Source organism: Neisseria sp. P0001.S005 (assembly GCF_051963715.1).
The window spans coordinates 20,680-44,220 of record NZ_JBQCTZ010000009.1; the positions used below are offsets into that span (position 1 = coordinate 20,680).

The 23,541-nt window shown below is 49.7% G+C and carries 21 protein-coding genes and 1 pseudogene; 8 read left to right on the forward strand and 14 right to left on the reverse strand.

All coding sequences use genetic code 11. The features are described from left to right. Nucleotides 1-219 precede the first annotated feature (219 nt). From rep to ACTHSP_RS02645, 4 genes are all read right to left on the reverse strand, one after another. Nucleotides 220-2,220, reverse strand: a complete 2,001-nt coding sequence (rep, locus tag ACTHSP_RS02630; protein WP_440345587.1) for a DNA helicase Rep — start codon at nucleotides 2,218-2,220, stop codon at nucleotides 220-222. 90 nt (nucleotides 2,221-2,310) lie between these two features. Next, nucleotides 2,311-3,246: a dihydroorotate oxidase gene (locus ACTHSP_RS02635; RefSeq protein WP_440345588.1), complete on the reverse strand. Its 936-nt coding sequence runs from the start codon at nucleotides 3,244-3,246 to the stop codon at nucleotides 2,311-2,313. A 227-nt stretch (nucleotides 3,247-3,473) separates the two neighbouring features. After that, entirely contained in the window at nucleotides 3,474-4,655 is a 1,182-nt protein-coding gene (locus ACTHSP_RS02640; protein WP_440345589.1) for an aspartate aminotransferase family protein, read from the reverse strand. Between the two features lie 112 nt (nucleotides 4,656-4,767). Continuing rightward, nucleotides 4,768-5,712: a class I SAM-dependent methyltransferase gene (locus ACTHSP_RS02645; protein WP_440345590.1), complete on the reverse strand. Its 945-nt coding sequence runs from the start codon at nucleotides 5,710-5,712 to the stop codon at nucleotides 4,768-4,770. A gap of 336 nt (nucleotides 5,713-6,048) precedes the next feature. Between ACTHSP_RS02645 and ACTHSP_RS02650 the strand changes: the two genes are divergently transcribed. Beyond that, nucleotides 6,049-7,458: a DEAD/DEAH box helicase gene (locus tag ACTHSP_RS02650; protein WP_440345591.1), complete on the forward strand. Its 1,410-nt coding sequence runs from the start codon at nucleotides 6,049-6,051 to the stop codon at nucleotides 7,456-7,458. A 129-nt stretch (nucleotides 7,459-7,587) separates the two neighbouring features. Here ACTHSP_RS02650 and leuB read toward each other — a convergent pair whose 3' ends face one another. The 7 genes from leuB to leuC form a co-directional block, all read right to left on the reverse strand. Beyond that, entirely contained in the window at nucleotides 7,588-8,658 is a 1,071-nt protein-coding gene (gene leuB, locus ACTHSP_RS02655; protein ID WP_049351056.1) for a 3-isopropylmalate dehydrogenase, read from the reverse strand. Between the two features lie 66 nt (nucleotides 8,659-8,724). After that, a complete protein-coding gene (locus tag ACTHSP_RS02660; RefSeq protein ID WP_440345593.1) occupies nucleotides 8,725-9,588 on the reverse strand; it encodes a DUF1444 family protein in 864 nt (287 codons plus the stop codon). Nucleotides 9,589-9,626: 38 nt separating this feature from the next. Next, nucleotides 9,627-10,088: a YhcH/YjgK/YiaL family protein gene (locus ACTHSP_RS02665; RefSeq protein WP_049351054.1), complete on the reverse strand. Its 462-nt coding sequence runs from the start codon at nucleotides 10,086-10,088 to the stop codon at nucleotides 9,627-9,629. A 64-nt stretch (nucleotides 10,089-10,152) separates the two neighbouring features. After that, on the reverse strand, nucleotides 10,153-10,794 hold the full coding sequence (gene leuD, locus ACTHSP_RS02670) for a 3-isopropylmalate dehydratase small subunit (protein ID WP_003677355.1): 642 nt from the start codon (nucleotides 10,792-10,794) through the stop codon (nucleotides 10,153-10,155). A gap of 45 nt (nucleotides 10,795-10,839) precedes the next feature. Beyond that, entirely contained in the window at nucleotides 10,840-11,205 is a 366-nt protein-coding gene (locus tag ACTHSP_RS02675; RefSeq protein WP_049351053.1) for a VOC family protein, read from the reverse strand. Between the two features lie 104 nt (nucleotides 11,206-11,309). Continuing rightward, a complete protein-coding gene (locus tag ACTHSP_RS02680; RefSeq protein ID WP_049351052.1) occupies nucleotides 11,310-11,564 on the reverse strand; it encodes a hypothetical protein in 255 nt (84 codons plus the stop codon). A 124-nt stretch (nucleotides 11,565-11,688) separates the two neighbouring features. Next, complete coding sequence (gene leuC, locus ACTHSP_RS02685) at nucleotides 11,689-13,098, reverse strand: 3-isopropylmalate dehydratase large subunit (protein ID WP_308111671.1); 1,410 nt, start codon at nucleotides 13,096-13,098, stop codon at nucleotides 11,689-11,691. Nucleotides 13,099-13,363: 265 nt separating this feature from the next. Here leuC and gshA point away from each other — a divergent pair, with 265 nt between their 5' ends. The 7 genes from gshA to ACTHSP_RS02720 all read left to right on the forward strand — a co-directional run bounded on the left by gshA (nucleotide 13,364) and on the right by ACTHSP_RS02720 (nucleotide 22,781). Further along, a complete protein-coding gene (gene gshA / locus ACTHSP_RS02690) occupies nucleotides 13,364-14,722 on the forward strand; it encodes a glutamate--cysteine ligase (protein ID WP_440345594.1) in 1,359 nt (452 codons plus the stop codon). A gap of 102 nt (nucleotides 14,723-14,824) precedes the next feature. Next, complete coding sequence (gene corA, locus ACTHSP_RS02695; protein WP_440345595.1) at nucleotides 14,825-15,895, forward strand: magnesium/cobalt transporter CorA; 1,071 nt, start codon at nucleotides 14,825-14,827, stop codon at nucleotides 15,893-15,895. 114 nt (nucleotides 15,896-16,009) lie between these two features. Further along, nucleotides 16,010-16,492: an acyl-CoA thioesterase gene (locus tag ACTHSP_RS02700; RefSeq protein WP_049351048.1), complete on the forward strand. Its 483-nt coding sequence runs from the start codon at nucleotides 16,010-16,012 to the stop codon at nucleotides 16,490-16,492. Nucleotides 16,493-16,619: 127 nt separating this feature from the next. After that, nucleotides 16,620-19,391, forward strand: a complete 2,772-nt coding sequence (gyrA, locus tag ACTHSP_RS02705) for a DNA gyrase subunit A (protein ID WP_440345596.1) — start codon at nucleotides 16,620-16,622, stop codon at nucleotides 19,389-19,391. 64 nt (nucleotides 19,392-19,455) lie between these two features. Then, complete coding sequence (gene uvrC, locus ACTHSP_RS02710) at nucleotides 19,456-21,297, forward strand: excinuclease ABC subunit UvrC (protein ID WP_114926207.1); 1,842 nt, start codon at nucleotides 19,456-19,458, stop codon at nucleotides 21,295-21,297. 27 nt (nucleotides 21,298-21,324) lie between these two features. Further along, entirely contained in the window at nucleotides 21,325-22,074 is a 750-nt protein-coding gene (gene aroD / locus ACTHSP_RS02715; RefSeq protein ID WP_440345597.1) for a type I 3-dehydroquinate dehydratase, read from the forward strand. A 134-nt stretch (nucleotides 22,075-22,208) separates the two neighbouring features. Then, nucleotides 22,209-22,781 (forward strand): acetate uptake transporter, encoded by a 573-nt coding sequence (locus ACTHSP_RS02720; RefSeq protein WP_440345598.1) that lies wholly within the window; start codon nucleotides 22,209-22,211, stop codon nucleotides 22,779-22,781. Between the two features lie 77 nt (nucleotides 22,782-22,858). Here the strand turns inward: ACTHSP_RS02720 and yfaE are convergent, their stop codons facing one another. The 3 genes and pseudogenes from yfaE to ACTHSP_RS02735 form a co-directional block, all read right to left on the reverse strand. Beyond that, on the reverse strand, nucleotides 22,859-23,158 hold the full coding sequence (gene yfaE / locus ACTHSP_RS02725) for a class I ribonucleotide reductase maintenance protein YfaE (RefSeq protein WP_440345599.1): 300 nt from the start codon (nucleotides 23,156-23,158) through the stop codon (nucleotides 22,859-22,861). A 60-nt stretch (nucleotides 23,159-23,218) separates the two neighbouring features. Beyond that, nucleotides 23,219-23,335: pseudogene (locus tag ACTHSP_RS02730) on the reverse strand (DUF6979 family protein); the annotation flags it as partial. An 11-nt stretch (nucleotides 23,336-23,346) separates the two neighbouring features. Beyond that, nucleotides 23,347-23,541, reverse strand: a 195-nt coding sequence (locus ACTHSP_RS02735) for a DUF6979 family protein (protein ID WP_440345600.1), incomplete at its 5' end; no start/stop codon positions are given.

Genomic DNA, 23,541 nt, shown 5'->3' on the forward strand with positions numbered 1-23,541 from the left:
ACAATTTTTGCTTGTAAATTGAAGGGGAATAAGGCAATCGTGCCGCCCAGTTTTTTATTTTGTACCTGATTATTGGATTATTTTTGTTTATTTTTGAAGAATCGGGAGGAATGGGGACGGATAGGTGTAAAGGTATAAAGTGAAAATTATTTAATTGTTGACTTTGACATTTTGCTGACAATAAGGCCGTCTGAAACCTTACTTTCAGACGGCCTTGCTTTATCCTTTTCTTTTGTTTCCCAACATATCCAGCAAGCCTGCCAGATTGTTTTTGCCCTCTTCCTTGCTCACAATCGGTTCGCCGCCTTTGCGCCCTAAAATCTTGATGTCTTCCTGCGGCATTTCGTCTATGAAGCGGCTGGGTTCGGGGAACTGCCATGTGCCTTGTTTTTTGCGTTTGACGCAGTGGGTCAGCGTAAGCTGGCGTTTGGCGCGGGTGATACCGACGTACATCAGGCGGCGTTCTTCTTCGACGTTGTCTTCTTCGATGCTGTCGTTGTGCGGCAGGATGCCCTCTTCGCAGCCGACGAGGAAAACGTAGGGGTATTCCAAGCCTTTGGAGGCGTGCAGGGTTGAGAGTTTGACGGCATCAACTTCTTCTTCGCTTTTGCCTTCCAAGAGCGTCATCAAGGCGACGGTTTGGGCAAGTTCGATGATGTTTTTGCCGTCTTGTTCGCTTTTGCGCTCTAGCCAGCCGGTCAGGTCGCTGACGTTGCGCCATTTGATTTCGCCGGCTTTGCCTTCTTCGCTGGCAAGCAGGTGGTTTTCGTAGTCGATTTCTTTGAGCAGGCTGTTGATGAGTTCGCCCGCTTCGCTGGTTTCGGCTTTGGCGCGGTAGCTGCCGAACATATCCATAAAGGCTTGCAGGTGTTGGCGGTTGGTATTGTTCAGTAACGCGAGGGCTTCTTCGGTTTGCGCGGCTTCATACAGGCTGCATTCGTGTTCGTGTGCGTAGGTGTTGAGCTTGCCCAGCGTTACATCGCCGATGCCGCGTTTGGGCGTGGTAACGGCGCGCAGGAAGGCGGGATCGTCGTTGGGATTGGCAAGCAGGCGCAAATAGGACAAAACATCTTTAATTTCGGCTTTGTCGAAAAAACTCTGCCCGCCGGAAAGTTGATAGGGAACGCGCGCGCTGCGCAAGGCTTCTTCAAAAATTCGCGCTTGATGGTTGCCGCGGTATAACACGGCGAAATCGGCGTATTGGGTTTTGTCGCCGCCGACCAGCTTCTGCTTGACGATTTGGCTGACGACCCAGTCGGCTTCGTGTTGCTCGTTTTGGCAGGCAACGACTTTGACGATTTCGCCTTCGCCGAACTGCGACCAAAGTTTTTTGGTGAACAGTTTGGGGTTGTTTTCGATGACTTTGTTGGCGATTTTGAGAATCCGCGCGGTGGAGCGGTAGTTTTGCTCCAATTTGATGACTTTCATCTGCGGATAGTCTTCCTGCATTTTGCGCAGGTTTTCCATGTTCGCGCCGCGCCATGCGTAGATGGACTGGTCGTCGTCGCCGACGGCGGTAAACATGCCTTCCGCACCGGTCAAGAGTTTCATCAGCGTAAATTGGCAGGTGTTGGTGTCTTGGCATTCGTCAACCAACAGGTAACGCAGCCGCCGCTGCCATTTGTTGCGCACTTCGCTGTTTTGCTGCAACAGCACGGCGGGCAGGCGGATTAAGTCGTCGAAGTCCACCGCCTGATAGCTTTGCAGGGTTTCCTGATAGCTTGCATACACGCGCGCGATTTGTTCTTCCCATGCGTTTGAGGCCGTCTGAAGTACGTCTTCCGGCGTTTTCAAATCGTTTTTCCACAGGGAAATTTGGTGTTGAGCTTTGAATAAGGCTTCTTTACCCGTGCCGCCCAAAAGTTCGCCGATGATTTTCGCGCTGTCGGTGGAATCGAGGATGGAAAAGTTTTTTTTGTAACCGATATGGTTCGCCTCTTCACGCAGAATCTTCATGCCCAAAGAGTGGAACGTGCAAATCGTCAGCCCGCGCGTTTGCGACTTGGGCAGCATTTTGGCGACGCGCTCCTGCATTTCCGTAGCGGCTTTGTTGGTGAAGGTAATCGCGGCAACGGTATGCGGCAGATAGCCGATGTTGACAATCAAATGCTTGATTTTTTGCGTAATTACGCCGGTTTTGCCGCTGCCGGCGCCGGCAAGGACGAGCAGGGGGCCGCCTAGATATTTGACCGCGGCTTGCTGTTGGGGGTTGAGTTTCATTGAAGGGGAAGACGGGTAATGTGGGGAGCAATTATACAACAAGGCCGTCTGAAATTTTCAGACGGCCTTGGGCGTTTTTTAGAGTAAACCCTATGCAAAATATTTCAATTTGCCTTTGAAGTCTTCCAGCTTCTCATAGCCTTTTTGCGCCATGATGGCTTTTAATTCAAGGGAAACCCGTTCAAAAATGTCTACGCCTTGCTGGTGTAGCGCCGTGCCGATCTGCACCATACTTGCACCGCACAAGATGTGTTCAAACGCATCACGACCGCTATAAACGCCGCCTGTTCCAATGACTTGGATAGACAGCTCCAGTCTTTGATAGAACGCGTGGACATTGGCGAGCGCAGTCGGTTTGATGTATTGGCCGCCTATACCGCCGAAGCCGTTTTTCGGGCGGATCACGACGGATTCGTCTTCGATATACATGCCGTTGCCGATGGAGTTGACACAGTTGACGAATTTTAAGGGATAGCGGTTGAACACTTTCGCCGCTTGTTCGAAATGGACAATATCGAAATACGGCGGCAATTTGATGCCCAAGGGCTTGTCGAAGTAGGTAAAGGCATTATCCAAAATCATCTCGGTTGTTTCAAAGTCGTAGGCAATTTGCGGTTTGCCGGCGACGTTTGGGCAGGATAGGTTGAGTTCGGTAATGCCGTTAAACCGGCTGTTTTGCACCTTTTCCAACAGGATATGTGTTTCGCCGGGCGACAGGCCGACCAGTGATAGGAAAAATGTCCGTTCCGGCTGAGACTCTTGAATGGTAAGCAGGTAATCCAGATAGTAATCAATACCTTGATTCGGCAAACCCATCGAATTGATGCTGCCGAGAGGGACATCCCGATAACGCGGCTCGGGGTTGCCTTGACGCGGGGTAAGCGTTGCGGTCTTGGTAATGAAAGTGCCTGCCGAAGACTGTCTGACCTCTTCCAATTCCTCAACAGTCATACATGACACACCAGCGGCATTCATCAGGCAGTTGTCAAAAGGAAAACCGGCAATTTGAGTTTTCAACGATACCATCTCCTGCTCCTTTTCTTCGCAAAATCAAATTGTTTACCAAGCGTAACACGAAGAGGCGGTACGATTTTTAACAAACATCAAATGACAAAGCATGTAGGCGGATGTTGTTTTCAATATTGAAAAAAGGCCGTCTGAAAAACTCAAAATAGTCTTTCAGACGGCCTTCACTACATGGCATCAATTAGGAACAAAAGCTGTCGGCTGATTTGGATATTGGGTTTTAAAAATCAGGCCAACCATTCGGCCAAAGCCGCTTCAAAACGTTTCAAGCCTTCAGCCATGTCTTCATCGTTCAGCAGCAGGCTGGGGGCAAAGCGCACCACATTGGCGCCGGCAACCAGTACCATCAGGCCGTGTTTTAAAGCGGCGGCGGTGATTTCCGAAGCCTTGCCTTCGTATTTGTCCGCCAACACGCAGCCGAGCAGCAAACCCATGCCGCGGACTTCTTTAAATACGCCAGTTTTTTCGCCCAATTCACGCAATGCCGTCTGAAGTTTATGGCCTTGTTGTTTAACGTGCGCCAATGTTTCGGGGGCATTGATGATGTCGAATGCACGGCTGCCGACCGCGCACGCCATTGGGTTGCCGCCAAAGGTCGAGCCATGTGTTCCAGGGCCGAAGGTTGGGGCGATTTTATCGGTTGTCAGAATTGCGCCAATCGGGAAGCCGCCCCCCAAGGCTTTGGCGGAGCTGAGAATATCGGGTGTTACGCCGTAATGCTCGTAGGCAAACAGTTTGCCCGTATGCCCCATGCCGGTTTGCACTTCGTCCAAAATCAGCAAAGCGCCGTGTTTGTCGCACAAACGGCGTGCGGCTTGAAGATATTCTTGGGTGGCAGGCAGGATGCCGCTTTCGCCTTGAATCGGCTCGATAATCACGGCGCAGGTTTTGTCGCTGATGGTTGCTTCCAATGCGGCAACATCATTGAAGGGAACGTGGGTAATGCCGGCCGGCAGCGGCGCGTAGTCTTTGCTGTATTTGGGCTGGCCGCCGACGGATACGGTAAACAGGGTGCGGCCGTGGAAGCTGTTGAGGCAGGAGATGATTTCGGTTTTGTGTTCGCCAAAATGATCGCGGCCATATTTGCGCGCCAGTTTCAGCGCGGCTTCATTGGCCTCTGCGCCGGAGTTGCAGAAAAACACTTTGTCGGCAAAGGTGTTTTCGACCAATTTTTTGGCCAATTCTTGCGCCGGTTGGGTGGTATAGATATTAGAAATGTGCCAGAGTTTTTGCGACTGCTCGGCCAAGGCAGCGACCAAATCGGGATGACAATGGCCTAGCGCGTTCACAGCAATACCGCCTGACAGGTCAATGTATTCTCGTCCTTCGGTATCCCAAACCCGGCTGCCGAGCGCGCGTTCCGGAATCATGGGGGCGAATGAGAAATTGGGTGTCAGGTAGTTTTGCATGTTCTTTTCCTTTTGATATTGTCAACAATCTCTTAAATTATGCGCCTATTGATTGAGAGATTCAATATGGTAATCAGGCCGTCTGAAAACTGGCTTTCAGACGGCCTGATGCTTATTTATGCTTGATTTCCCAGCATTGATGGATTTTTTTGTTGCGGAAATCGTCGGGAACGGATTGTTTGGAAATGTCTTTGACGGCGTATTGCTCCGATACCGAATCGTCCAAGACGAAGCTGCGCAAGTTGTTGGAGAAGTACAAAATGCCGTCTGAAGCGAGTAGGTTCATCGCGCCGGCTATGAGTTTTTGGTGGTCGCGCTGGATGTCGAGGATGTCGAGCATCTTTTTGCTGTTGGAAAAGCTGGGCGGATCCATGACGATAAGGTCGAACTGTTTACCTTCGGCGGCGGCGTTTTGCAGGTATTGGAACACGTCGGCGCGGACGATTTTGTGTTGTTCGGGGCTGATGCTGTTGAGTTCGAAATTGCGTTTTGCCCAATCGAGATAAGTGTTGGATAAATCGACGGTTTCGCTGGATGCCGCGCCGCCGGTGGCTGCATAGACGGTGAAGCTGCCGGTGTAGGAAAACAGGTTGAGGAAGCGTTTGCCTGTTGCGGTTTCGCCGACTTTTTTGCGCGTGTTGCGGTGGTCGAGGAAAAGGCCGGTATCGAGGTATTTGTCGAGGTTGACCCAAAACTTGCGGCCGTTTTCAGTGATGACGAAATCGTCGCCGGTTTTGCCGGTTTTCTCGTATTGCTGCAGGCCTTTTTGACGTTCACGGCGCTTGAGGTGGATTTGTTCGGGCGCAAAACCGGTCACAAAACCGATGGCTTCCAATACATCCTCAAGCCATGCTTCGTATTCTTCGGGCTGCATCAGCCAGCCGGTATCGTATTCCTGAAGATGGATTTGGTCGCCGTAAACATCGACGGCAAAGGGAAATTGGGGAATATCGCGGTCGTAAATGCGCCAGGCTTCGATATTGTTGCGTTTTGCCCATTTCATAAGATGTTTGATGTTTTTGCCCAAGCGGTTGGCAAAGGGGGTAACGTCGGTCATGGTTTCAGACGGCCTGAATAAGTATTGGGAAGGGTTTGGATTTTAACGCACTTGATGCCTTTTTGCTTGACTGTTGTCTATAAAATCTATATTATCCGCCTTTCGTCTTTTGATACGAAGCCATCGTCATCCAACCTAAACCGCCGTTTCGGGCGCGTTTCTTTTATTGCTTGCATATTTGCAAAGCCTTTTCTGTGCAGGTTGTCGTCGATGTTAACCACAAGCAAGATGCTTGCGACAACCCTGTAACTTCACATTTCCCGTATCGTTACTTTCCTTTGCTTCAGGTCGTCTGAAATTATTCAGGCGTGCGCGTTGTTGTCTCTTAGGATAGATATGTCTATTAAATTTGCCGATTTGAACCTTGATAAAAACATTTTGTCTGCAGTACGCAGCGAGGGTTATGAAAGCCCGACCCCGATTCAGGCGCAAGCGATTCCGTTTGCTATGGACGGCCGCGACATTATGGCTTCGGCACAAACCGGCTCCGGCAAAACCGCAGCCTTCCTGCTGCCGACTTTGCAAAAACTGACCAAACGCAGCGAAAAACCGGGTAAAGGCCCGCGCGCGTTGGTGTTGACGCCGACCCGCGAATTGGCGGCTCAAGTGGAAAAAAACGCGCTGGCGTATGCTAAAAATATGCGTTGGTTCCGTACTGTCAGCATTGTCGGCGGCGCATCTTTCGGCTACCAAACCCGTGCTTTGAGCAAACCGGTTGACCTGATTGTCGCCACTCCGGGCCGTCTGATGGACTTGATGCAGAGCGGCAAAGTTGATTTTGAACGTTTGGAAGTGCTGATTCTGGACGAAGCCGACCGTATGCTGGACATGGGCTTTATCGACGACATCGAAACCATCGTGGAAGCGACGCCGAGCGATCGTCAGACTTTGTTGTTCTCCGCCACTTGGGACGGCGCGGTGGGCAAACTGGCGCGCAAACTGACCAAAGACCCTGAAACCATCGAAGTTGAGCGTGTGGACGATCAAGGCAAAATCGAAGAGCAGCTGTTGTACTGCGACGATATGCGCCATAAAAACCGCCTGCTCGACCACATCTTGCGCGATGCCAATATCGATCAATGCGTGATCTTCACATCCACTAAGGCCATGACCGAAGTCATCGCGGATGAATTGTACGAAAAAGGTTTTGCCGCCAACTGCCTGCACGGCGATATGCCGCAAGGCTGGCGTAACCGCACGCTGATGGACTTGCGCAAAGGCCGTTGCAAAATTTTGGTTGCCACCGATGTAGCCGCACGCGGTATCGACGTACCGACCATTACCCACGTTATCAACTATGACTTGCCGAAACAGGCAGAAGACTACGTTCACCGCATCGGCCGTACCGGCCGCGCAGGCCGTACCGGTATCGCGATTACTTTTGCCGAAGTGAACGAATACGTCAAAGTACACAAAATCGAAAAATACATCGGCCGTAAATTGCCTGAGCTGACCATCGAAGGCATGGAACCGACACGCAAACGCAAATCTGCCGGCGGCAAACCGAAAGGCAAAGGCGGCTGGGGCGATCGCAAATCCGGCGGCTGGCGCGGCGATAAGAAACCGGCAAAAGAGGGCTTCGGCGGTAAAGCTCGCGGCGAAGGTCATAAAAAAGACGGTTTCAAGAAAGATGGCTTTAAGAAAGATGGTTTCAAAAAAGCTGACGGTTTCAAAAAAGGCGGTGAAGGCTTTAAAGGCAAGCGTAAGTCTAACGACAACTTTGGCGGCAAACACAAAAGAGGTTGATTTTTTCAATCTTAAGGCCGTCTGAAAAAGGCATAAGGGCGTGTGAAGACACGCCCTTTTTGATGATTTCAAGTTTTCGCATATAAAAAAGCGTGGGATTGGTCCCACGCTTTTTTTCAGACGGCCTTCTTACAAAGCGGCCAATACGGCATCGCCCATTTCCGAGCAGGAAACCAGTTTGGTGCCTTCTTCGTAAATGTCACCGGTACGCAAGCCTTGTTGCAGTACTTTTTGTACAGCGTTTTCAACTTGTTGCGCGCGTGCCTCGTCATTTAGGCTGTAACGCAGCAGCATGGCGAGGGACAAAACGGTTGCCAGCGGATTGGCTTTGTTTTGACCGGCAATGTCGGGAGCTGAGCCGTGGGATGGTTCGTACAGGCCTTTGCCGTTTTCATCTAAAGAAGCGGAAGGCAACATACCGATAGAGCCGGTCAGCATAGACGCTTCGTCAGACAGAATGTCGCCGAAGATGTTGCCGGTGGCAATCACGTCAAATTGTTTGGGGGCGCGTACCAATTGCATGGCAGCATTGTCGACGTACATATGGGAAAGCTCGACATCAGAGTATTCTTTGCCGACTTCTTCAAAGATTTCGCGCCACAGTTCGGTGGTTTCCAAAACGTTGGCTTTGCCTACGGAGCAAACTTTTTTGCTGCGTTTTTGGGCGGATTGGAAGGCAACGTGGGCAATACGGCGGATTTCGCTTTCGCTGTATTTCATGGTGTTGTAGCCTTCGCGTTCGCCGTTTTCTAAAACACGGATGCCGCGCGGTTCGCCAAAGTAAATATCGCCGGTCAGTTCGCGTACGATAAGGATGTCAAGGCCGGCTACGATTTCCGGTTTCAGAGTGGAAGCATTGGCCAGCTCTTTATACAAAATGGCAGGGCGCAAATTGGCAAACAGATTCAAGTCTTTACGGATGGCCAACAAGCCGCGCTCAGGGCGCAGCGGACGGTCGAGATTGTCGTATTGAGGAGAACCGACTGCACCAAGCAAGACCGCATCGGCTTTACGGCAAAGGTTTTGCGTGAATTCTGGATAAGGATGGCCGTATTCGTCATAGGCTTCACCGCCCAAAGGCGCGTATTCGTAGCTGACATCCAAACCTTGTTCGATAAGTTTGTCGAGTACGCGGACGGTTTCTGCAACGATTTCAGGGCCGATGCCGTCGCCGCGCAAGATAGCGATATGTTTGGTCATTTCGTGTTTCCTTATGGGAAGGTTTTAGGTAAAGGGCAGGTCGTCAGTTTTTCAGACGGCCTTAAATCAATTTGCTCTGAAAACGCTGATTGTACCATTATGGTACTGGTAAAGTTGGGTAGAAATCGCATAGGCAGAGTCTTCAAATGCCTGCAGGACAATATTCGCCATCGCCTGCAAAGCCTCTTCATCGGACGGGCTGCAAACGAGCAGGGCGTTGCGTGCCGGGACTGCAAAAACAGGATTGGCAGGCAGCATAGGATCGTCTTTAAGTACTTCGTCTAAAAGCAAAATCAGGGAAGCATCATAGTCGTTATCCAAATGGATTTGAGCCAATGACCAACCTTCGGCATGATGAATTTGGACACGTCCATTCATCCGTTGGCGCAAATTATCCATAACGGTACGATACAAGGTGTCTTCATCTTCAATACCGGCCTCTTTCATATGCTCATGATTGAGCGTATGCATGGATTCGTCCGTATCCACCATATAAAGCAACATGATATCGCCCGCAATCGGTTTATATACCAGATAATCGGCAGGTTCGGCTTCGTCCGTATTTGTAATCAGTCTGGTGTTTTCCAGATAAATCGTATTTTTAATCGTAGGAAGAATTTGTTGTGCTGAAACACTGGCATCAGTGTCTTGAATCTTATAGATAACCGCTAAATTGGCAGCAACAATAGCCTCCAAGGCCTCAGGATTTTGCAGATAACTTGTGTAATGGTTGCTCAAATATGTGCTGAATGACGCTTCATCGTCTTCGGAAAAATGGACGATGATAGGCGAGGAAGCAATAGTTTCGCCCCAGTCGATTTTTGCCTCAAGATACAATTCTTCTTGGATGCGATGGGCAAAGTATTCGACAAATTCCTGCCAAGTCATTAATTTAGGTTTAGAGCGGAACAACCTGCTGAAAAAAGACATATTTTGTTCTGAATAAGGGGATAAGGCCGTCTGAAATATTATAGACGTTCGGTTTCAACACGGATTTTAAAAACAACTTTGCGTATGTTCGCCCTGACACCGACCAATGGGGCATGCGCATCATTCGGGAAAAATAGCGCAAATTCGCCGGGCTCCAAGGTCAACCAGGTTTCCGGCTCGCAGTCGAAAAATTCGATATCGCGCTTTTCGTTGTAGCCTAAACCGTTTTTCAGACGGCCTCTGTCTATCCAGCCATACGTTTCGCTGCCATCAATCGGCGTTTGAATATCAATGTGTTTTAAGTGCGCTTCAGGCTGGGCTTCTCTCTGCGTCCTCATCGGCTCGCTGCCGATAAAAATACGGATATTGGGATTCTCGCATGGCACTTGGCCGTCCGGCAGATTGGCAAAATCCAAGGTCTGCAACAGATGGAAGGCTTCGGCAAAGTCGGGATGCAAGGCAGCGTAGCGGGTGGCATTGCTTATGGTGTCGGTAATCATAATATATTTGTGTAGATTAAAGGCCGTCTGAAACACTTAAATTTTTCAGACGGCCTTTTGTATATCAACCGTTAAACAGCCAAGGCTGGCTTTGGCGGCGTTTTTCTTCAAAGGCGTGAATTTCGTCAGCGTGTTGCAGAGTCAGGCCGATTTCGTCTAAGCCGTTCAAGAGGCAGTGTTTGCGGTGTTCGGTAATATCGAATGTGAATGTTTCGCCGCTAGGGGTAGTCAGGGTTTGTTCGGCAAGGTCGATGGAGAGCTGATAGCCTTCGTTGGCTTCAACTTCTTTGAAAAGCTGGTCCACCTGTTCTTCAGTCAACACGATGGGCAGGAGGCCGTTTTTGTAGCAGTTGTTGAAGAAGATGTCGGCAAAGCTGGGGGCGATGACGGCGCGGAAGCCGTAGTCGTCCAATGCCCAAGGGGCGTGTTCGCGTGAAGAGCCGCAACCGAAGTTTTTACGCGTCAACAGGATTTGTGCGCCTTGATAGCGTGGCTGATTCAGGGAGAAATCCGGATTCAACGGGCGTTTGCTGTTGTCCATGCCCGGTTCGCCGTGGTCGAGGTAACGCCATTCATCAAAGGCATTGGGGCCGAAGCCGCTGCGTTTGATGGATTTCAGAAATTGTTTGGGGATGATGGCATCGGTGTCGACGTTGCTGCGGTCGAGCGGGGCAACGATGGCGGTAATTTTGGTAAAGGCTTTCATGTCAGATTCTTATAGTAATAATGGGAAATTTTATGGCTATTCGGGTTAGCGTGTGCTGTGCAAACCGATTCGGTTGCCTTCTGTGTCTTCGATAAATGCTGCAAAGCCGTTGGCAATTCGGAATTTCTCTTGTAACAGTTTGCCGCCTGCTGCAACGGCTTTTTCTGCTGTTTCGGCACAATCCGGGCAATTGAAGAAAATGGTTGTACCGCCGTGGCCGGGCTGGGCGTTGCTGTCATGCCAAATCATGCCGGCCGTACCGTGTTGGGTGTAATCGGCTGGAAAAATGATGAAACGGAATCCGTTGCCGCCAATGTCTTGCAGGGGTTTGCTGAATACGGATTCGTAAAAGGCTTTGGCGCGATCAAAATCGTGAGCGTGAATACCAAACCAGCTTGACGGATTACTCATTGTTTCTTCCTTTTGCTTGGAATCGTGAAAATGTCTGAACAAATAATAAAGTATCAGGCCGTCTGAAACGGAGTCAGGAGATTCAGACGGCCTGATTTACCGAATTATTCGGTAGCGGCTTCGATTTTTTCTCCAACATGGCTCATGCCGCGGCCCACTGCATTGCCGCCTTTTTTAACGGCTTCGCCGGTTTTTTCGGCAATGTTTTCAGCAGTTTCTTTGGTTTTATCGGCTACGCGCTCGGCAGTCTCTTTGGTTTTGTCCCAATTGCGGTTGGCATCGTTTTTTGCGCCGGACCAAGTGCTGGAACAAGCTGACAGGATGAGGGCTGCGGCAGCCAATGCAAACAGTTTTTTCATACTAGATTCCTTTCGAGTTATCAATGATTTAGAAGGTTTTCGGACGTCTTGCGCAATAGGAAAACTTACTTGAGCAAGGTATTGTTTCAGACGGCCTGATCAATAAAGGCCGTCTGAAAATACTTTAAGCCATAGTGCGGATGTCGGTAAAGTGGCCGGTAACCGCGGCTGCGGCTGCCATGGCAGGGCTGACGAGGTGGGTGCGTCCGCCGTTGCCTTGACGGCCTTCAAAGTTACGGTTGGAAGTGGAGGCGCAACGTTGTCCCGGGGTCAGGCGGTCGGCATTCATGGCGAGGCACATAGAGCAACCTGGCTCGCGCCATTCAAAACCGGCTTCGATAAATACTTCGTGCAAGCCTTCTTTTTCCGCCTGTTCTTTAACCAAACCGGAGCCGGGAACAATCAATACGCGTTGTACATTGTCCGCTTTTTTGCGGCCTTTGGCGATGGCGGCGGCTTCGCGCAAATCTTCGATGCGGCTGTTGGTGCAAGAACCGATAAAGACGATATCGACAGGGATTTCGCTTAATGGCGTACCGGCTTCCAAGCCCATGTATTCGAGCGCGCGTTCCATGCCGCTGCGTTTAACCGGATCGGTTTCTTCGGCAGGATTAGGCACTTTGCCGCTGATGTCCAAAACCATTTCAGGCGAGGTGCCCCAAGTTACTTGAGGCTCGATGTCCTCGGCTTTGAAGTGGTATTCTTTGTCGAAGACTGCGCCTTCGTCAGACACCAGTGTGCGCCAGTACTCGACGGCTTTGTCCCACGCTTCGCCTTTAGGTGCGAAAGGTTTGCCTTTTACATAGTCGATGGTGGTTTGGTCAACGGCAACCATGCCTGAGCGCGCACCGGCTTCGATCGCCATATTGCACAAGGTCATGCGGCCTTCCATGGAAAGGCTACGGATGGCTTCGCCGCCAAATTCGATGGCGTAGCCTGTACCGCCGGCAGTACCGATTTGGCCGATAATATAAAGTGCCACGTCTTTGGCGGTAACACCGGGTTTCAGACGGCCTTCAACGGCAATCAGCATGGATTTGGATTTTTTCGCGGTAATGCACTGAGTCGCCATGGTGTGCTCGACTTCGGAAGTGCCGATACCGTGCGCCAATGCGCCGAATGCGCCGTGGGTAGAAGTGTGCGAGTCGCCGCAGACAACGGTCATGCCGGGCAGGGTAGCGCCTTGCTCCGGGCCCATAACGTGTACGATGCCTTGGCCTTTATCCATAAACGGAAAGTAGGCGAGTGCGCCAAACTCTTTAATGTTTTTGTCCAAAGTATCGACTTGCAGTTTGGAAATCGGATCTTGGATACCTTTGTCCCAGTCGCCGGTCGGGGTGTTGTGGTCAGCTGTAGAGACCACGCTGTCGATACGCCAGAGTTTGCGGCCGGCCATTTTCAAGCCTTCAAATGCTTGCGGGCTGGTGACTTCGTGAACCAGGTGGCGGTCGATGTAAAGCAGGACAGTGCCGTCTTCTTCTTCGCGGACGACGTGGCTGTTCCAAAGTTTATCGTAAAGGGTTTGTGCGCTCATGATGAGTATTCTTTGCTATTGTTAGGTATGAATGATGGTTTGTGTTTATGGGCGGATTTTAGGCTTTTTATAGGGGCTGTGCAATAGAAATTTGTCCAATTTTTAAAATTTGTTGCAAAGTTTCAAAAAACCTTATTAAAAATTAGACAAATTGTAGAATTGTTGACAAAAAGATGCATCTTATCTGAAAGAATACTTGTCGAAATGCACTAAAAAGTTCTATCATTCTCACTCAATATCCACACTTAACAAAGAGGTATAGAGAATGAAATTACCGGTAATGGCTGCCGAACATCTGTCGCAACTTCAGGCGTTTGAAGCGAAAATCTTGTGCAACCACGCCAAAATCGAAGCATGGTTCCGTTCGCAATGGAACGAACACCGTCCGCCGTTTTATGGTTCGGTTGACATCCGTAATGCCGGTTACAAAATTTCATCTATCGATATGAACCTGTTTCCGGGCGGCTTCAATAATTTGAATCCCAACTTTATCCCGCTGGCGGCGGTTGCCGCGCAGGATGCGGTACAGCGTGCCTGTGAAACAGCCAAATCCGTATTGATTATTCCCGAAAACCATACCCGCAACACGTTCTACCTGCAAAACGTTTACGCACTCAGCGAGATTTTGCGTTCGGCAGGGTATGAAGTGCGTTTGGGTAGCTTGAATCCTGAAGTAACCGAGCCGACCGAGTTTGAAACTGCATTAGGCGATAAAATCCTGCTGGAGCCTTTATTGCGTACCCGCGAGCGCGTTCATCTTGCAGACGGCTTCTCGCCTTGCGTCGTCCTGTTGAACAACGACTTGTCCGTCGGCGTTCCCGATATTCTCAAAGACATCAACCAAACCGTATTGCCTCCGTTGCACGGCGGTTGGACGACGCGCCGCAAAACAGAACATTTCAGCGCATACAACCAAGTCGCCGCCGAATTTGCCAAGCTGATTGGCATCGACGAATGGCAGATTAACCCGTATTTTGAAAAAATCGGCGGTTTGGACTTCCAAGAGCGCGAAGGCGAAGATGCGTTGGCAGGCGCAGTAGAGCGCGTATTGGCGAAAATCCAAGCCAAATACGACGAATTGGGCATTACTGACCAGCCTTTCGTGATTGTCAAAGCCGATGCAGGTACTTACGGCATGGGCGTGATGAGTGTAAAATCCGCCGATGAAGTACGCGGATTGAACCGCAAAAACCGCAACAAAATGGCGAAGGTGAAAGAAGGTTTGGAAGTCAGCGAAGTGATTGTCCAAGAAGGTATTTATACCTATGAAACCATGAACGGCGCCGTGTGCGAACCCGTCGTTTATATGATGGACCGTTTTGTTATCGGCGGCTTCTTCCGCGTACACGAAGGACGCGGCGCGGATGAAAACCTCAACGCCGGCGGCATGGTGTTCGTCCCACTGTCGAACAGCATTCCCACCGGTAGCGGCGACAATTCCCAAGAAGCGCCTGAAGCCTGTAAACGCGTATTTGAACAATGGGATTCGCTCGGTATGCCGCGCTCTGAAAAAGACTGCGACGTGGACAATGAACACAACCGCCTCTACGTTTACGGCGTCATGGCGCGCCTGTCCTTGCTTGCTGCCGCATTGGAGCTGGAGAAAACCGCGCCTCAAGCCTAATCAAGCGTTGATCAATATTGTCAGGCCGTCTGAAAATCAGTTTTCAGACGGCCTTTTCTGTCTGTACAATTCATTCTAACTAAAAAAACATGATTTATTTTTATGAGCAAACCAGCCAATCCAGTTGAGATAACCGACAATCTGCAAGACCAAACCATGCAGCGCAGCAATACCGACAATGCGCCGCGTTCTGCTATTCATCAAACCTTGTATTCCGCCGATACCTTTGTTCAGTATGATTATATCGCCGGAAAAAACTTGCCCGATATTGTCCGTCCGCAAGAAGGTCAAATCAACTGGCTGCATTTTGTCGGCATCAATGATGTTGCCTTGCTTAAACACGCGCTTGAGCCTTATGGTATCCATGAGCTGGTTATTGAAGATATTCTTAGCCGCAAACAGCGTCCGAAAATCGAAGACTACGGCAGCTATGTTTTTACTGCCGCACAGGTTTACCACTATACCTCCACAGGCAAGCTTCATTCCGACCAAGTGTATGTGATTATCGGCAAAGATTTTGTGTTGTCTTTCCAACAAAAACCATTGGGCTTGTTCAGCCATCTCCGCCGGCAGATGCACGAAAATCCGCACAATATTTTGAACAAAAATACGGCGTTTCTTGCTTATTGCCTGCTTGACCGCATTGTGGACGACTATTTCATCGTTTTGGAGTCGTACAACAACCGTGTTGAAGCAATAGACAAGTCCCTGTTTAAAAATGAAAACAGCGATATTCTCAGTAAGATTCACCGCCTCAAGCGCGATGCCGTCCGTCTGCGACGCACGCTTTTGCCATTGCGCGATGTGTTCTATCAACTGGCCGTGCGCGGTGATTTTGCTATTTTCAAAGGCGAATCGACCGTCTATCTGCGCGACGTGTACGACCACAATATGCAGCTTATCGAATCGCTTGATGCCTCGCGTGATATGGTGTTGAGCATGATGGACATTTATCTTTCCTTCCAATCCAACCGCATGAACCAGCAAATGCGCGTGTTGACGGTTATCACCATCATCTTTATGCCGCTGACCGTCATCACCGGCATCTACGGCATGAACTTCGACAATATGCCCGAACTGCATTGGCATTACGGCTATTTCATGGTTTTGGGTGTGATGCTGTGCATCATCATCGGACTGCTGATTTTCTTTTCGCGTAGAAAATGGCTGTAAACGGGTAGGCAAGGAGTTGAAAGTCAACGTTTAAAAACGGTAGAATGATTTGGCACACGTGCAGTCTGAAGTTTTCAGACAATTTAAAAATAAATATCAAAAGGAGAAGAAACTATGAAACCGGAACGCCAGCTACCTTCCCATGAACTCATCATGTCCGAGCTGATGATGCCTTATACGGCAAACTTCAGCGGCAATGTTCACGGTGGCGATCTTCTGCGCCTGCTTGACCAAGTGGCATATTCCTGCGCCTGCCGTTACAGCGGTACCTATTGCGTTACTCTGTCTGTTGATAAAGTATTGTTTAAAGAGCCCATTCATGTCGGCGAACTGGTAACCTTTTACGCCAGCATCAACTACACAGGCCGTACTTCTATGGAAGTCGGCATCCGTGTAGAGGCGCAAAACATCCACACCGGCGAAGTGCGTCATACCAACAGCTGCTACTTCACCATGGTTGCCGTTGAAGACGGTAAGCCGGTTCCTGTACCGCCTTTGGAAATCAATACACCGCGCCAACGCTGCCGTTATGAAAGGGCTAAAAAACGCAAAGAATTGAGTTTGCAGGCTGCGGACAAAGATTCTGGCTGCAACTAAATTCAATTTATTAAATAACGAAGGCCGTCTGAAATCCTGTTTCAGACGGCCTTCACGCAAAAGCCATAAACCGCTTGTTTTGTGGTAGAATCAACAAGATTTTTGCCATACGAAATTACAGATAATCATGACCGACGCAACCATCCGCAACGACCATAAATTTGCACTTGAAACCCTGCCTGTTAGCCTTGAAGACGAAATGCGCAAGAGCTACCTCGATTACGCAATGAGCGTGATTGTGGGACGAGCCCTGCCGGATGTCCGCGACGGTCTCAAGCCGGTACACCGCCGCGTGTTGTACGCGATGCACGAGTTGAAAAACAACTGGAATTCCGCCTATAAAAAATCGGCGCGTATCGTCGGCGACGTTATCGGTAAATACCACCCCCACGGCGATACAGCCGTTTACGACACCATCGTCCGCATGGCGCAAGACTTCTCCATGCGTTATGTGTTGATCGACGGTCAGGGCAACTTCGGTTCTGTCGACGGCTTGGCCGCAGCAGCCATGCGTTATACCGAAATCCGCATGGAAAAAATTTCCCATGAAATGCTGGCGGATATTGAAGAAGAAACCGTTAATTTTGGTCCCAACTATGACGGCAGCGAACATGAGCCGCTGGTGTTGCCGACCCGTTTCCCTGCATTGTTGGTAAACGGTTCGTCCGGTATTGCCGTCGGTATGGCAACCAATATCCCGCCGCACAATTTGGGTGATACCATCAATGCCTGCCTGCGTTTGTTGGACGAGCCTGAAACTGAAATCGACGAGCTGATCAATATCATCCAAGCGCCCGATTTCCCAACAGGCGCAACTATTTACGGCTTGAGCGGTGTGCGCGAAGGCTATAAAACCGGCCGCGGCCGCGTGGTGATGCGCGGTAAAACCCATATTGAGCCTATCGGCAAAAACGGTGAACGCGAAGCCATCGTTATCGATGAAATCCCATATCAAGTCAACAAAGCCAAGCTGGTTGAGAAAATCGGTGAGTTGGTACGCGAAAAAACGTTGGAAGGCGTATCCGACCTGCGCGACGAGTCCGATAAATCCGGTATGCGTGTCGTGATCGAATTGAAACGCAATGAAAATGCCGAAGTCGTTTTGAACCAACTCTACAAACTGACCCAGCTGCAAGACAGCTTCGGTATCAACATGGTGGCCTTGGTTGACGGCCAGCCGCGCTTGCTGAACCTGAAGCAAATCCTGTCCGAATTCCTGCGCCACCGTCGTGAAGTCGTTACACGTCGTACTTTATTCCGCCTGAAAAAAGCGCGTCATGAAGGTCATATTGCCGAAGGTAAAGCAGTTGCCTTGTCCAATATCGACGAAATCATTCGTCTGATCAAAGAATCTGCCAACGCGCCGGAAGCCAAAGAAAAACTGCTGTCCCGCCCATGGCGCAGCAGCTTGGTTGAAGACATGCTCAGCCGTACGGATTTGGATCTGCAAATGATGCGCCCTGAAGGCTTACCAGAGAATTTGGGTCTGCACAGCCAAGGCTATTATCTGAGCGAATTGCAAGCTGATGCCATTTTGCGCATGAGCCTGCGTAACCTGACCGGCCTCGATCAGGAAGAAATTGTCGGCGAATATAAAAACCTGATGAGCAAAATCATTGATTTTGTGGATATTCTTTCCAAACCAGAGCGCGTTACCCAAATCATCCGCGAAGAATTGGCAGACATTAAAGCCAACTTTGGCGATGAGCGTCGCAGCGAAATCAATCCGTTTGGCGGCGATATTGCCGATGAAGACCTGATTCCGCAACGCGAAATGGTTGTTACCCTGACTCATGGCGGCTACATCAAAACCCAGCCGACGACCGATTATCAGGCGCAACGTCGCGGCGGCCGCGGCAAACAGGCAGCGGCAACCAAAGACGAAGACTTTATCGAAACCCTGTTTGTTGCCAACACGCATGATTATTTGATGTGCTTTACCAATTTGGGCAAGTGCCATTGGATTAAAGTGTATAAACTGCCGGAAGGCGGCCGCAACAGCCGCGGTCGTCCGATCAACAACGTTATCCAATTGGAAGAAGGTGAAAAAGTCAGCGCCATCTTGGCCGTGCGCGAGTTTCCGGAAGACCAATACGTCTTCTTTGCCACTGCACAAGGCATGGTGAAAAAAGTCCAGCTGTCTGCGTTTAAAAACGTCCGCAGCCAAGGCATCAAAGCCATTGCGCTTAAAGAAGGCGATTACTTGGTCGGCGCAGCGCAAACCGGCGGTGCGGACGACATTATGCTGTTCTCCAACTTGGGCAAAGCCATCCGCTTTAACGAATATTGGGAAAAATCCGGTAACGATGAAGCAGAAGATGCCGATATCGAAATCGAAAACGAAGATTCAGACGGCCTGGATGATGAAAATGCCGAAAACGCATTGCCAAGCGGCAAACATGGTGTCCGTCCGTCCGGCCGCGGCAGCGGCGGTTTGCGCGGTATGCGCCTGCCGGCCGATGGCAAGATTGTCAGCCTGATTACCTTCGCCCCTGAAGCCGAGCAAAGCGATTTGCAAGTATTGACCGCTACCGCCAACGGCTATGGCAAACGCACCCCGATTGCCGATTACAGCCGTAAAAACAAAGGTGGCCAAGGCAATATCGCCATCAATACCGGCGAGCGCAACGGCGATTTGGTTGCCGCGACTTTGGTCAGCGAAACCGACGACCTGATGCTGATTACCAGCGGCGGCGTCCTGATTCGTACCAAAGTTGAGCAAATCCGTGAGACCGGCCGTGCTGCCGCAGGTGTACGCCTGATTAATCTGGATGAAGGCGAAACCTTGGTCAGCTTGGAGCGCGTGGCTGAAGAGGCTGAAGATGAAGCCGCTTTAGAAACCGATGCAGCTGAAAATCAAGTGGTAGAAGCTGAAGATACTCCGTCTCAAGAATCTTAAACGTTAATGAAAAAGGCCGTCTGAAAAGTTTTCAGACGGCCTGCTTATTCCAAAAGAAAATCCCGTGAGCGCAACCGAACCGTTCGATTTACCTCTTTTTCTGAAAAATCTGCCCAATCTGCCGGGCGTGTACCGTTTTTTTGACGAAGACAACAATGTTTTGTATGTCGGCAAAGCGGTCAATCTCAAGCGGCGCGTTTCCAGCTATTTCCAAAAAAACGACCATTCGCCGCGCATCGCATTGATGGTAAAACAGGTTCACCATATTGAAACCACCATCACGCGTTCCGAAGCCGAAGCGCTGATTCTCGAAAACAACTTCATCAAAGCCTTGTCGCCGAAATACAATATTCTTTTCCGTGATGACAAAAGCTATCCTTATTTGATGCTCAGCGGCCATCAATATCCGCAAATGGCGTATTACCGCGGCACGTTGAAAAAGCCTAATCAATATTTCGGCCCGTATCCCAACAGCAATGCCGTGCGCGACAGCATTCAAGTGTTGCAAAAAGTCTTTATGCTGCGTACCTGCGAAGACAGCGTATTCGAGCACCGCGACCGTCCTTGTTTGCTTTACCAAATCAAACGCTGCACCGCGCCTTGTGTCGGCCACATCAGTGAAGAAGATTATCGCGACAGCGTGCGTGAAGCAGCCACTTTCCTCAATGGCAAAACCGACGAACTGACGCGTACCTTGCAACATAAAATGCAAACCGCCGCCGCCAATCTGCAATTTGAGGAAGCTGCCCGTTACCGCGATCAAATCCAAGCACTCGGCATCATGCAGAGCAATCAGTTTATCGACAGTAAAAATCCGAACAATCCAAACGATATTGATTTACTCGCGCTGGCGGTTTCAGACGGCCTGGTTTGCGTACACTGGGTCAGCATACGCGGCGGACGGCATGTAGGCGATAAAAGCTTTTTCCCCGACACCAAAAACGATCCCGAGCCAAACGGACAAGATTACGCCGAAGCCTTCGTCGCCCAACATTATTTGGGCAAAAGCAAACCCGACATCATCATCAGCAACTTTCCCGTTCCTGATGCGCTGAAAGAGGCTTTGGAAGGCGAACACGGCAAGCAGATGCAATTTGTCACCAAGACCATAGGCGAACGCAAAGTCTGGTTGAAAATGGCGGAACAAAACGCGCAAATGGCGATTGCACAACGCCGCCTGCAACAAAGCAGCCAGCAACACCGCATTGATGAACTGGCAAAAATCCTCGGTATGGATTCAGACGGCCTCAACCGCCTTGAATGTTTCGATATCAGCCACACGCAAGGCGAGGCCACTATTGCGTCCTGCGTTGTGTACGATGAGCAAAACATCCAGCCTTCGCAATACCGCCGCTACAACATCACGACTGCCAAGCCTGGCGACGACTACGCCGCCATGCGCGAAGTGTTGACGCGCCGTTACGGCAAAATGCAGGAAGCCGAAGCCAACGGCGAAAGCGTCAAATGGCCGGATGTCGTGTTGATTGACGGCGGCAAAGGGCAAATCGGCGTAGCCGTATCGGTATGGGAAGAACTCGGGCTGCATATTCCTTTGGTCGGTATCGCCAAAGGCCCTGAGCGCAAAGCTGGTATGGAAGAACTCATACTGCCTTTTACCGGCGAAGTCTTCCGCCTGCCGCCCAACAGTCCGGCCTTGCATTTATTGCAAACCGTACGCGATGAGTCGCACCGCTTTGCGATTACAGGCCACCGCAAAAAACGCGACAAAGCACGCGTTACTTCCTCACTCAGCGAAATCCCAGGTATCGGCAGCAAACGCCGCCAAGCATTGCTCACCCGATTCGGCGGTCTGCGCGGCGTGATTGCCGCCAGCCGCGAGGACTTGGAAAAAGTTGAAGGCATCAGCAAAGCATTGGCGGAAACCATTTACGAGCATCTGCACTGATTGGCTTGAACAGCAAAAAGGAACAATATGAAACCTGTCATCATCAAAAATATCGAGATCGACAAAGGTCTGCCTAAAATTGCCGTGCCGCTGGTGGCCGCCAATACGCAGGAATTGGAGCAGGCTTTGCACGTATTGAAAGATACGACTTTTGACATTATTGAATTTCGTGCGGATTTTTTTCAAGAAGCGCTTGATGCCGATTTTATTGCCGAGCAATTAGGCATTGTCCGACAGGCTTTCCCTGACAAGCCCTTGCTGTTTACGTTTAGAAGGGCGCAAGAGGGCGGCAATACGCCTTGTACGGAAGACTATTATTTTGAATTATTGGAAAAAATCATCCGTTCCAAACAAGCTGATATGATCGACATCGAGCTTTTTGCCGAGGAAAGCGGCGTAAAACAAACCATTGCTTTGGCGCATGAGTATCAAACTGCCGCCTTACTTTGTAATCACGATTTCCAAGCCACGCCGTCTTTGGCAGACATTATAGGCCGTCTGAAAACAATGGCAGAGTGGGGCGCGGATATCTGTAAAATTGCCGTGATGCCGCAATCGCCGCAAGATGTATTGACCTTATTACAGGCAACATATAATGTTTCACAAATTATCGACCGCCCGATTATTACTATGTCTATGGGTAAAATCGGGGCCGTCAGCCGCTTGGTCGGCTCGACTTTCGGCTCGGCCGTTACCTTTGGTGCAGCAGGAAAAACGTCGGCCCCCGGCCAAATTGATGCCAATGAATTGAGGAAAATCTTGGCAATTTTGGGATAGTTTAATTATTAATATTTAAGGCCGTCTGAAAAATATTTTTCAGACGGCCTGATTTTTTTAAATTTATTTCTTTTAATTTTAAATAAAACCTGTAACAATAGGCTTCCTATTTTAATAACTAGAGGAGAAATAAAATGACTACTACTACTAAAGAAAACCTGGCGAATCCAGGTCCAGTAGGCCTGTGTGGCTTTGCATTGACAACTTGGTTGCTCAGTCTGATTAACGGCGGCTTTTTTACTGCTCAAGAGGGTATTGGCTTAGTTTTGGGCATGGCTCTCGCCTTTGGTGGTATCGCCCAAGTTATTGCCGGTATGTTTGAGTTCAAAAAAGGCAATACGTTTGGCTTTACCGCTTTTATCAGCTATGGCGCCTTCTGGTGGACATGGGCTTTGTTTACCATCTTTTTCAAAGGAGAAACAGCCCCGGCATTTATCGGCTGGTATCTCTGCGCATGGGGTATGTTTTCGCTGATGATGTTTGTGGCTACCTTGACCAAGCCTAAAGTATTGAGCGGTATTTTCTTTTGCTTGACACTGACTTTCTTTGCTTTAGGTATTGGCGATGGCATGGAAAATCATAGCATCGTCCATATCGGCGGTTGCTTAGGCTTGGTAACTGCTCTCGGTGCGTTCTACTTGGCAGCGGCAGAAGTCATCAACGAATCTTTCGGCAAGACAGTTTTGCTGGTTGGCGAGCGTAAATAAGCTTAACCATACAAAATGCCGTCTGAACGGTGGAAATGAAATCAAAGATTTCGGCCACAATGTTCAGACGGCATTTTTTATTTGTCATCGAATAAATCGACATCAAATAAATCCGGCTCTTTGATGCGCTCCCGACAATCAAGCTTGATGTCTTCAGTAACCCGGCAGCAGCACGGCAAAATTTCTCCGGGCGCGACAAAAGCGAGTGGAAAATTATCATAAGAGACTTTCCCATCCAAGATTTTAACCCGGCATGAACCGCAATAACCGCTGCGACATTGGTATTCAACCTCGTGTCCGGTGCGCTCCAAGCCCTCCAATAAGGTTTCGCCTTGTTGGAGTTGGAAGGTTTTGTCGTGTGTGCTAATGAGTACCATGTGTGTTTTAGGGCATAGAGGCCGTCTGAACAATGTTTCAGACGGCCTTAAATTATAAATTCAAATAATCAAGCCTTTTTCCCACAAGGCCAAAACGACATGAAGCTGGCTGTTATATTTTTTTTCATTACCCACAATTTCGCGCCAGAAAACGGATTTTTTCTGATTTGCCCATTCGGGATCATTTTTTAAAAGGCTGACCGCTGCAACGGCATATTCTCCGTTTTTGGAATGTTTGGTTTTGACTTTTCCGGGTTGATTCCTTTAACCAACCCCGCACGACACAATCCCAAAAATGCATTCTTGGGGCATCCTTTTTTTCTAATTGACTCCTTGATGGGAAATGATGCCGCAATCTCTGTCCAAGCTTGTTCCATATCTTC

Bases quoted from the DNA above. Each gene is read 5' to 3' on its own strand.
- rep (WP_440345587.1), bottom strand. From the start codon at position 2,220: ATGAAACTCAACCCCCAACAGCAAGCCGCGGTCAAATATCTAGGCGGC.
- ACTHSP_RS02635 (WP_440345588.1), bottom strand. From the start codon at position 3,246: ATGGTATCGTTGAAAACTCAAATTGCCGGTTTTCCTTTTGACAACTGC.
- ACTHSP_RS02640 (WP_440345589.1), bottom strand. From the start codon at position 4,655: ATGCAAAACTACCTGACACCCAATTTCTCATTCGCCCCCATGATTCCG.
- ACTHSP_RS02645 (WP_440345590.1), bottom strand. From the start codon at position 5,712: ATGACCGACGTTACCCCCTTTGCCAACCGCTTGGGCAAAAACATCAAA.
- ACTHSP_RS02650 (WP_440345591.1), top strand. From the start codon at position 6,049: ATGTCTATTAAATTTGCCGATTTGAACCTTGATAAAAACATTTTGTCT.
- leuB (WP_049351056.1), bottom strand. From the start codon at position 8,658: ATGACCAAACATATCGCTATCTTGCGCGGCGACGGCATCGGCCCTGAA.
- ACTHSP_RS02660 (WP_440345593.1), bottom strand. From the start codon at position 9,588: ATGTCTTTTTTCAGCAGGTTGTTCCGCTCTAAACCTAAATTAATGACT.
- ACTHSP_RS02665 (WP_049351054.1), bottom strand. From the start codon at position 10,088: ATGATTACCGACACCATAAGCAATGCCACCCGCTACGCTGCCTTGCAT.
- leuD (WP_003677355.1), bottom strand. From the start codon at position 10,794: ATGAAAGCCTTTACCAAAATTACCGCCATCGTTGCCCCGCTCGACCGC.
- ACTHSP_RS02675 (WP_049351053.1), bottom strand. From the start codon at position 11,205: ATGAGTAATCCGTCAAGCTGGTTTGGTATTCACGCTCACGATTTTGAT.
- ACTHSP_RS02680 (WP_049351052.1), bottom strand. From the start codon at position 11,564: ATGAAAAAACTGTTTGCATTGGCTGCCGCAGCCCTCATCCTGTCAGCT.
- leuC (WP_308111671.1), bottom strand. From the start codon at position 13,098: ATGAGCGCACAAACCCTTTACGATAAACTTTGGAACAGCCACGTCGTC.
- gshA (WP_440345594.1), top strand. From the start codon at position 13,364: ATGAAATTACCGGTAATGGCTGCCGAACATCTGTCGCAACTTCAGGCG.
- corA (WP_440345595.1), top strand. From the start codon at position 14,825: ATGAGCAAACCAGCCAATCCAGTTGAGATAACCGACAATCTGCAAGAC.
- ACTHSP_RS02700 (WP_049351048.1), top strand. From the start codon at position 16,010: ATGAAACCGGAACGCCAGCTACCTTCCCATGAACTCATCATGTCCGAG.
- gyrA (WP_440345596.1), top strand. From the start codon at position 16,620: ATGACCGACGCAACCATCCGCAACGACCATAAATTTGCACTTGAAACC.
- aroD (WP_440345597.1), top strand. From the start codon at position 21,325: ATGAAACCTGTCATCATCAAAAATATCGAGATCGACAAAGGTCTGCCT.
- ACTHSP_RS02720 (WP_440345598.1), top strand. From the start codon at position 22,209: ATGACTACTACTACTAAAGAAAACCTGGCGAATCCAGGTCCAGTAGGC.
- yfaE (WP_440345599.1), bottom strand. From the start codon at position 23,158: ATGGTACTCATTAGCACACACGACAAAACCTTCCAACTCCAACAAGGC.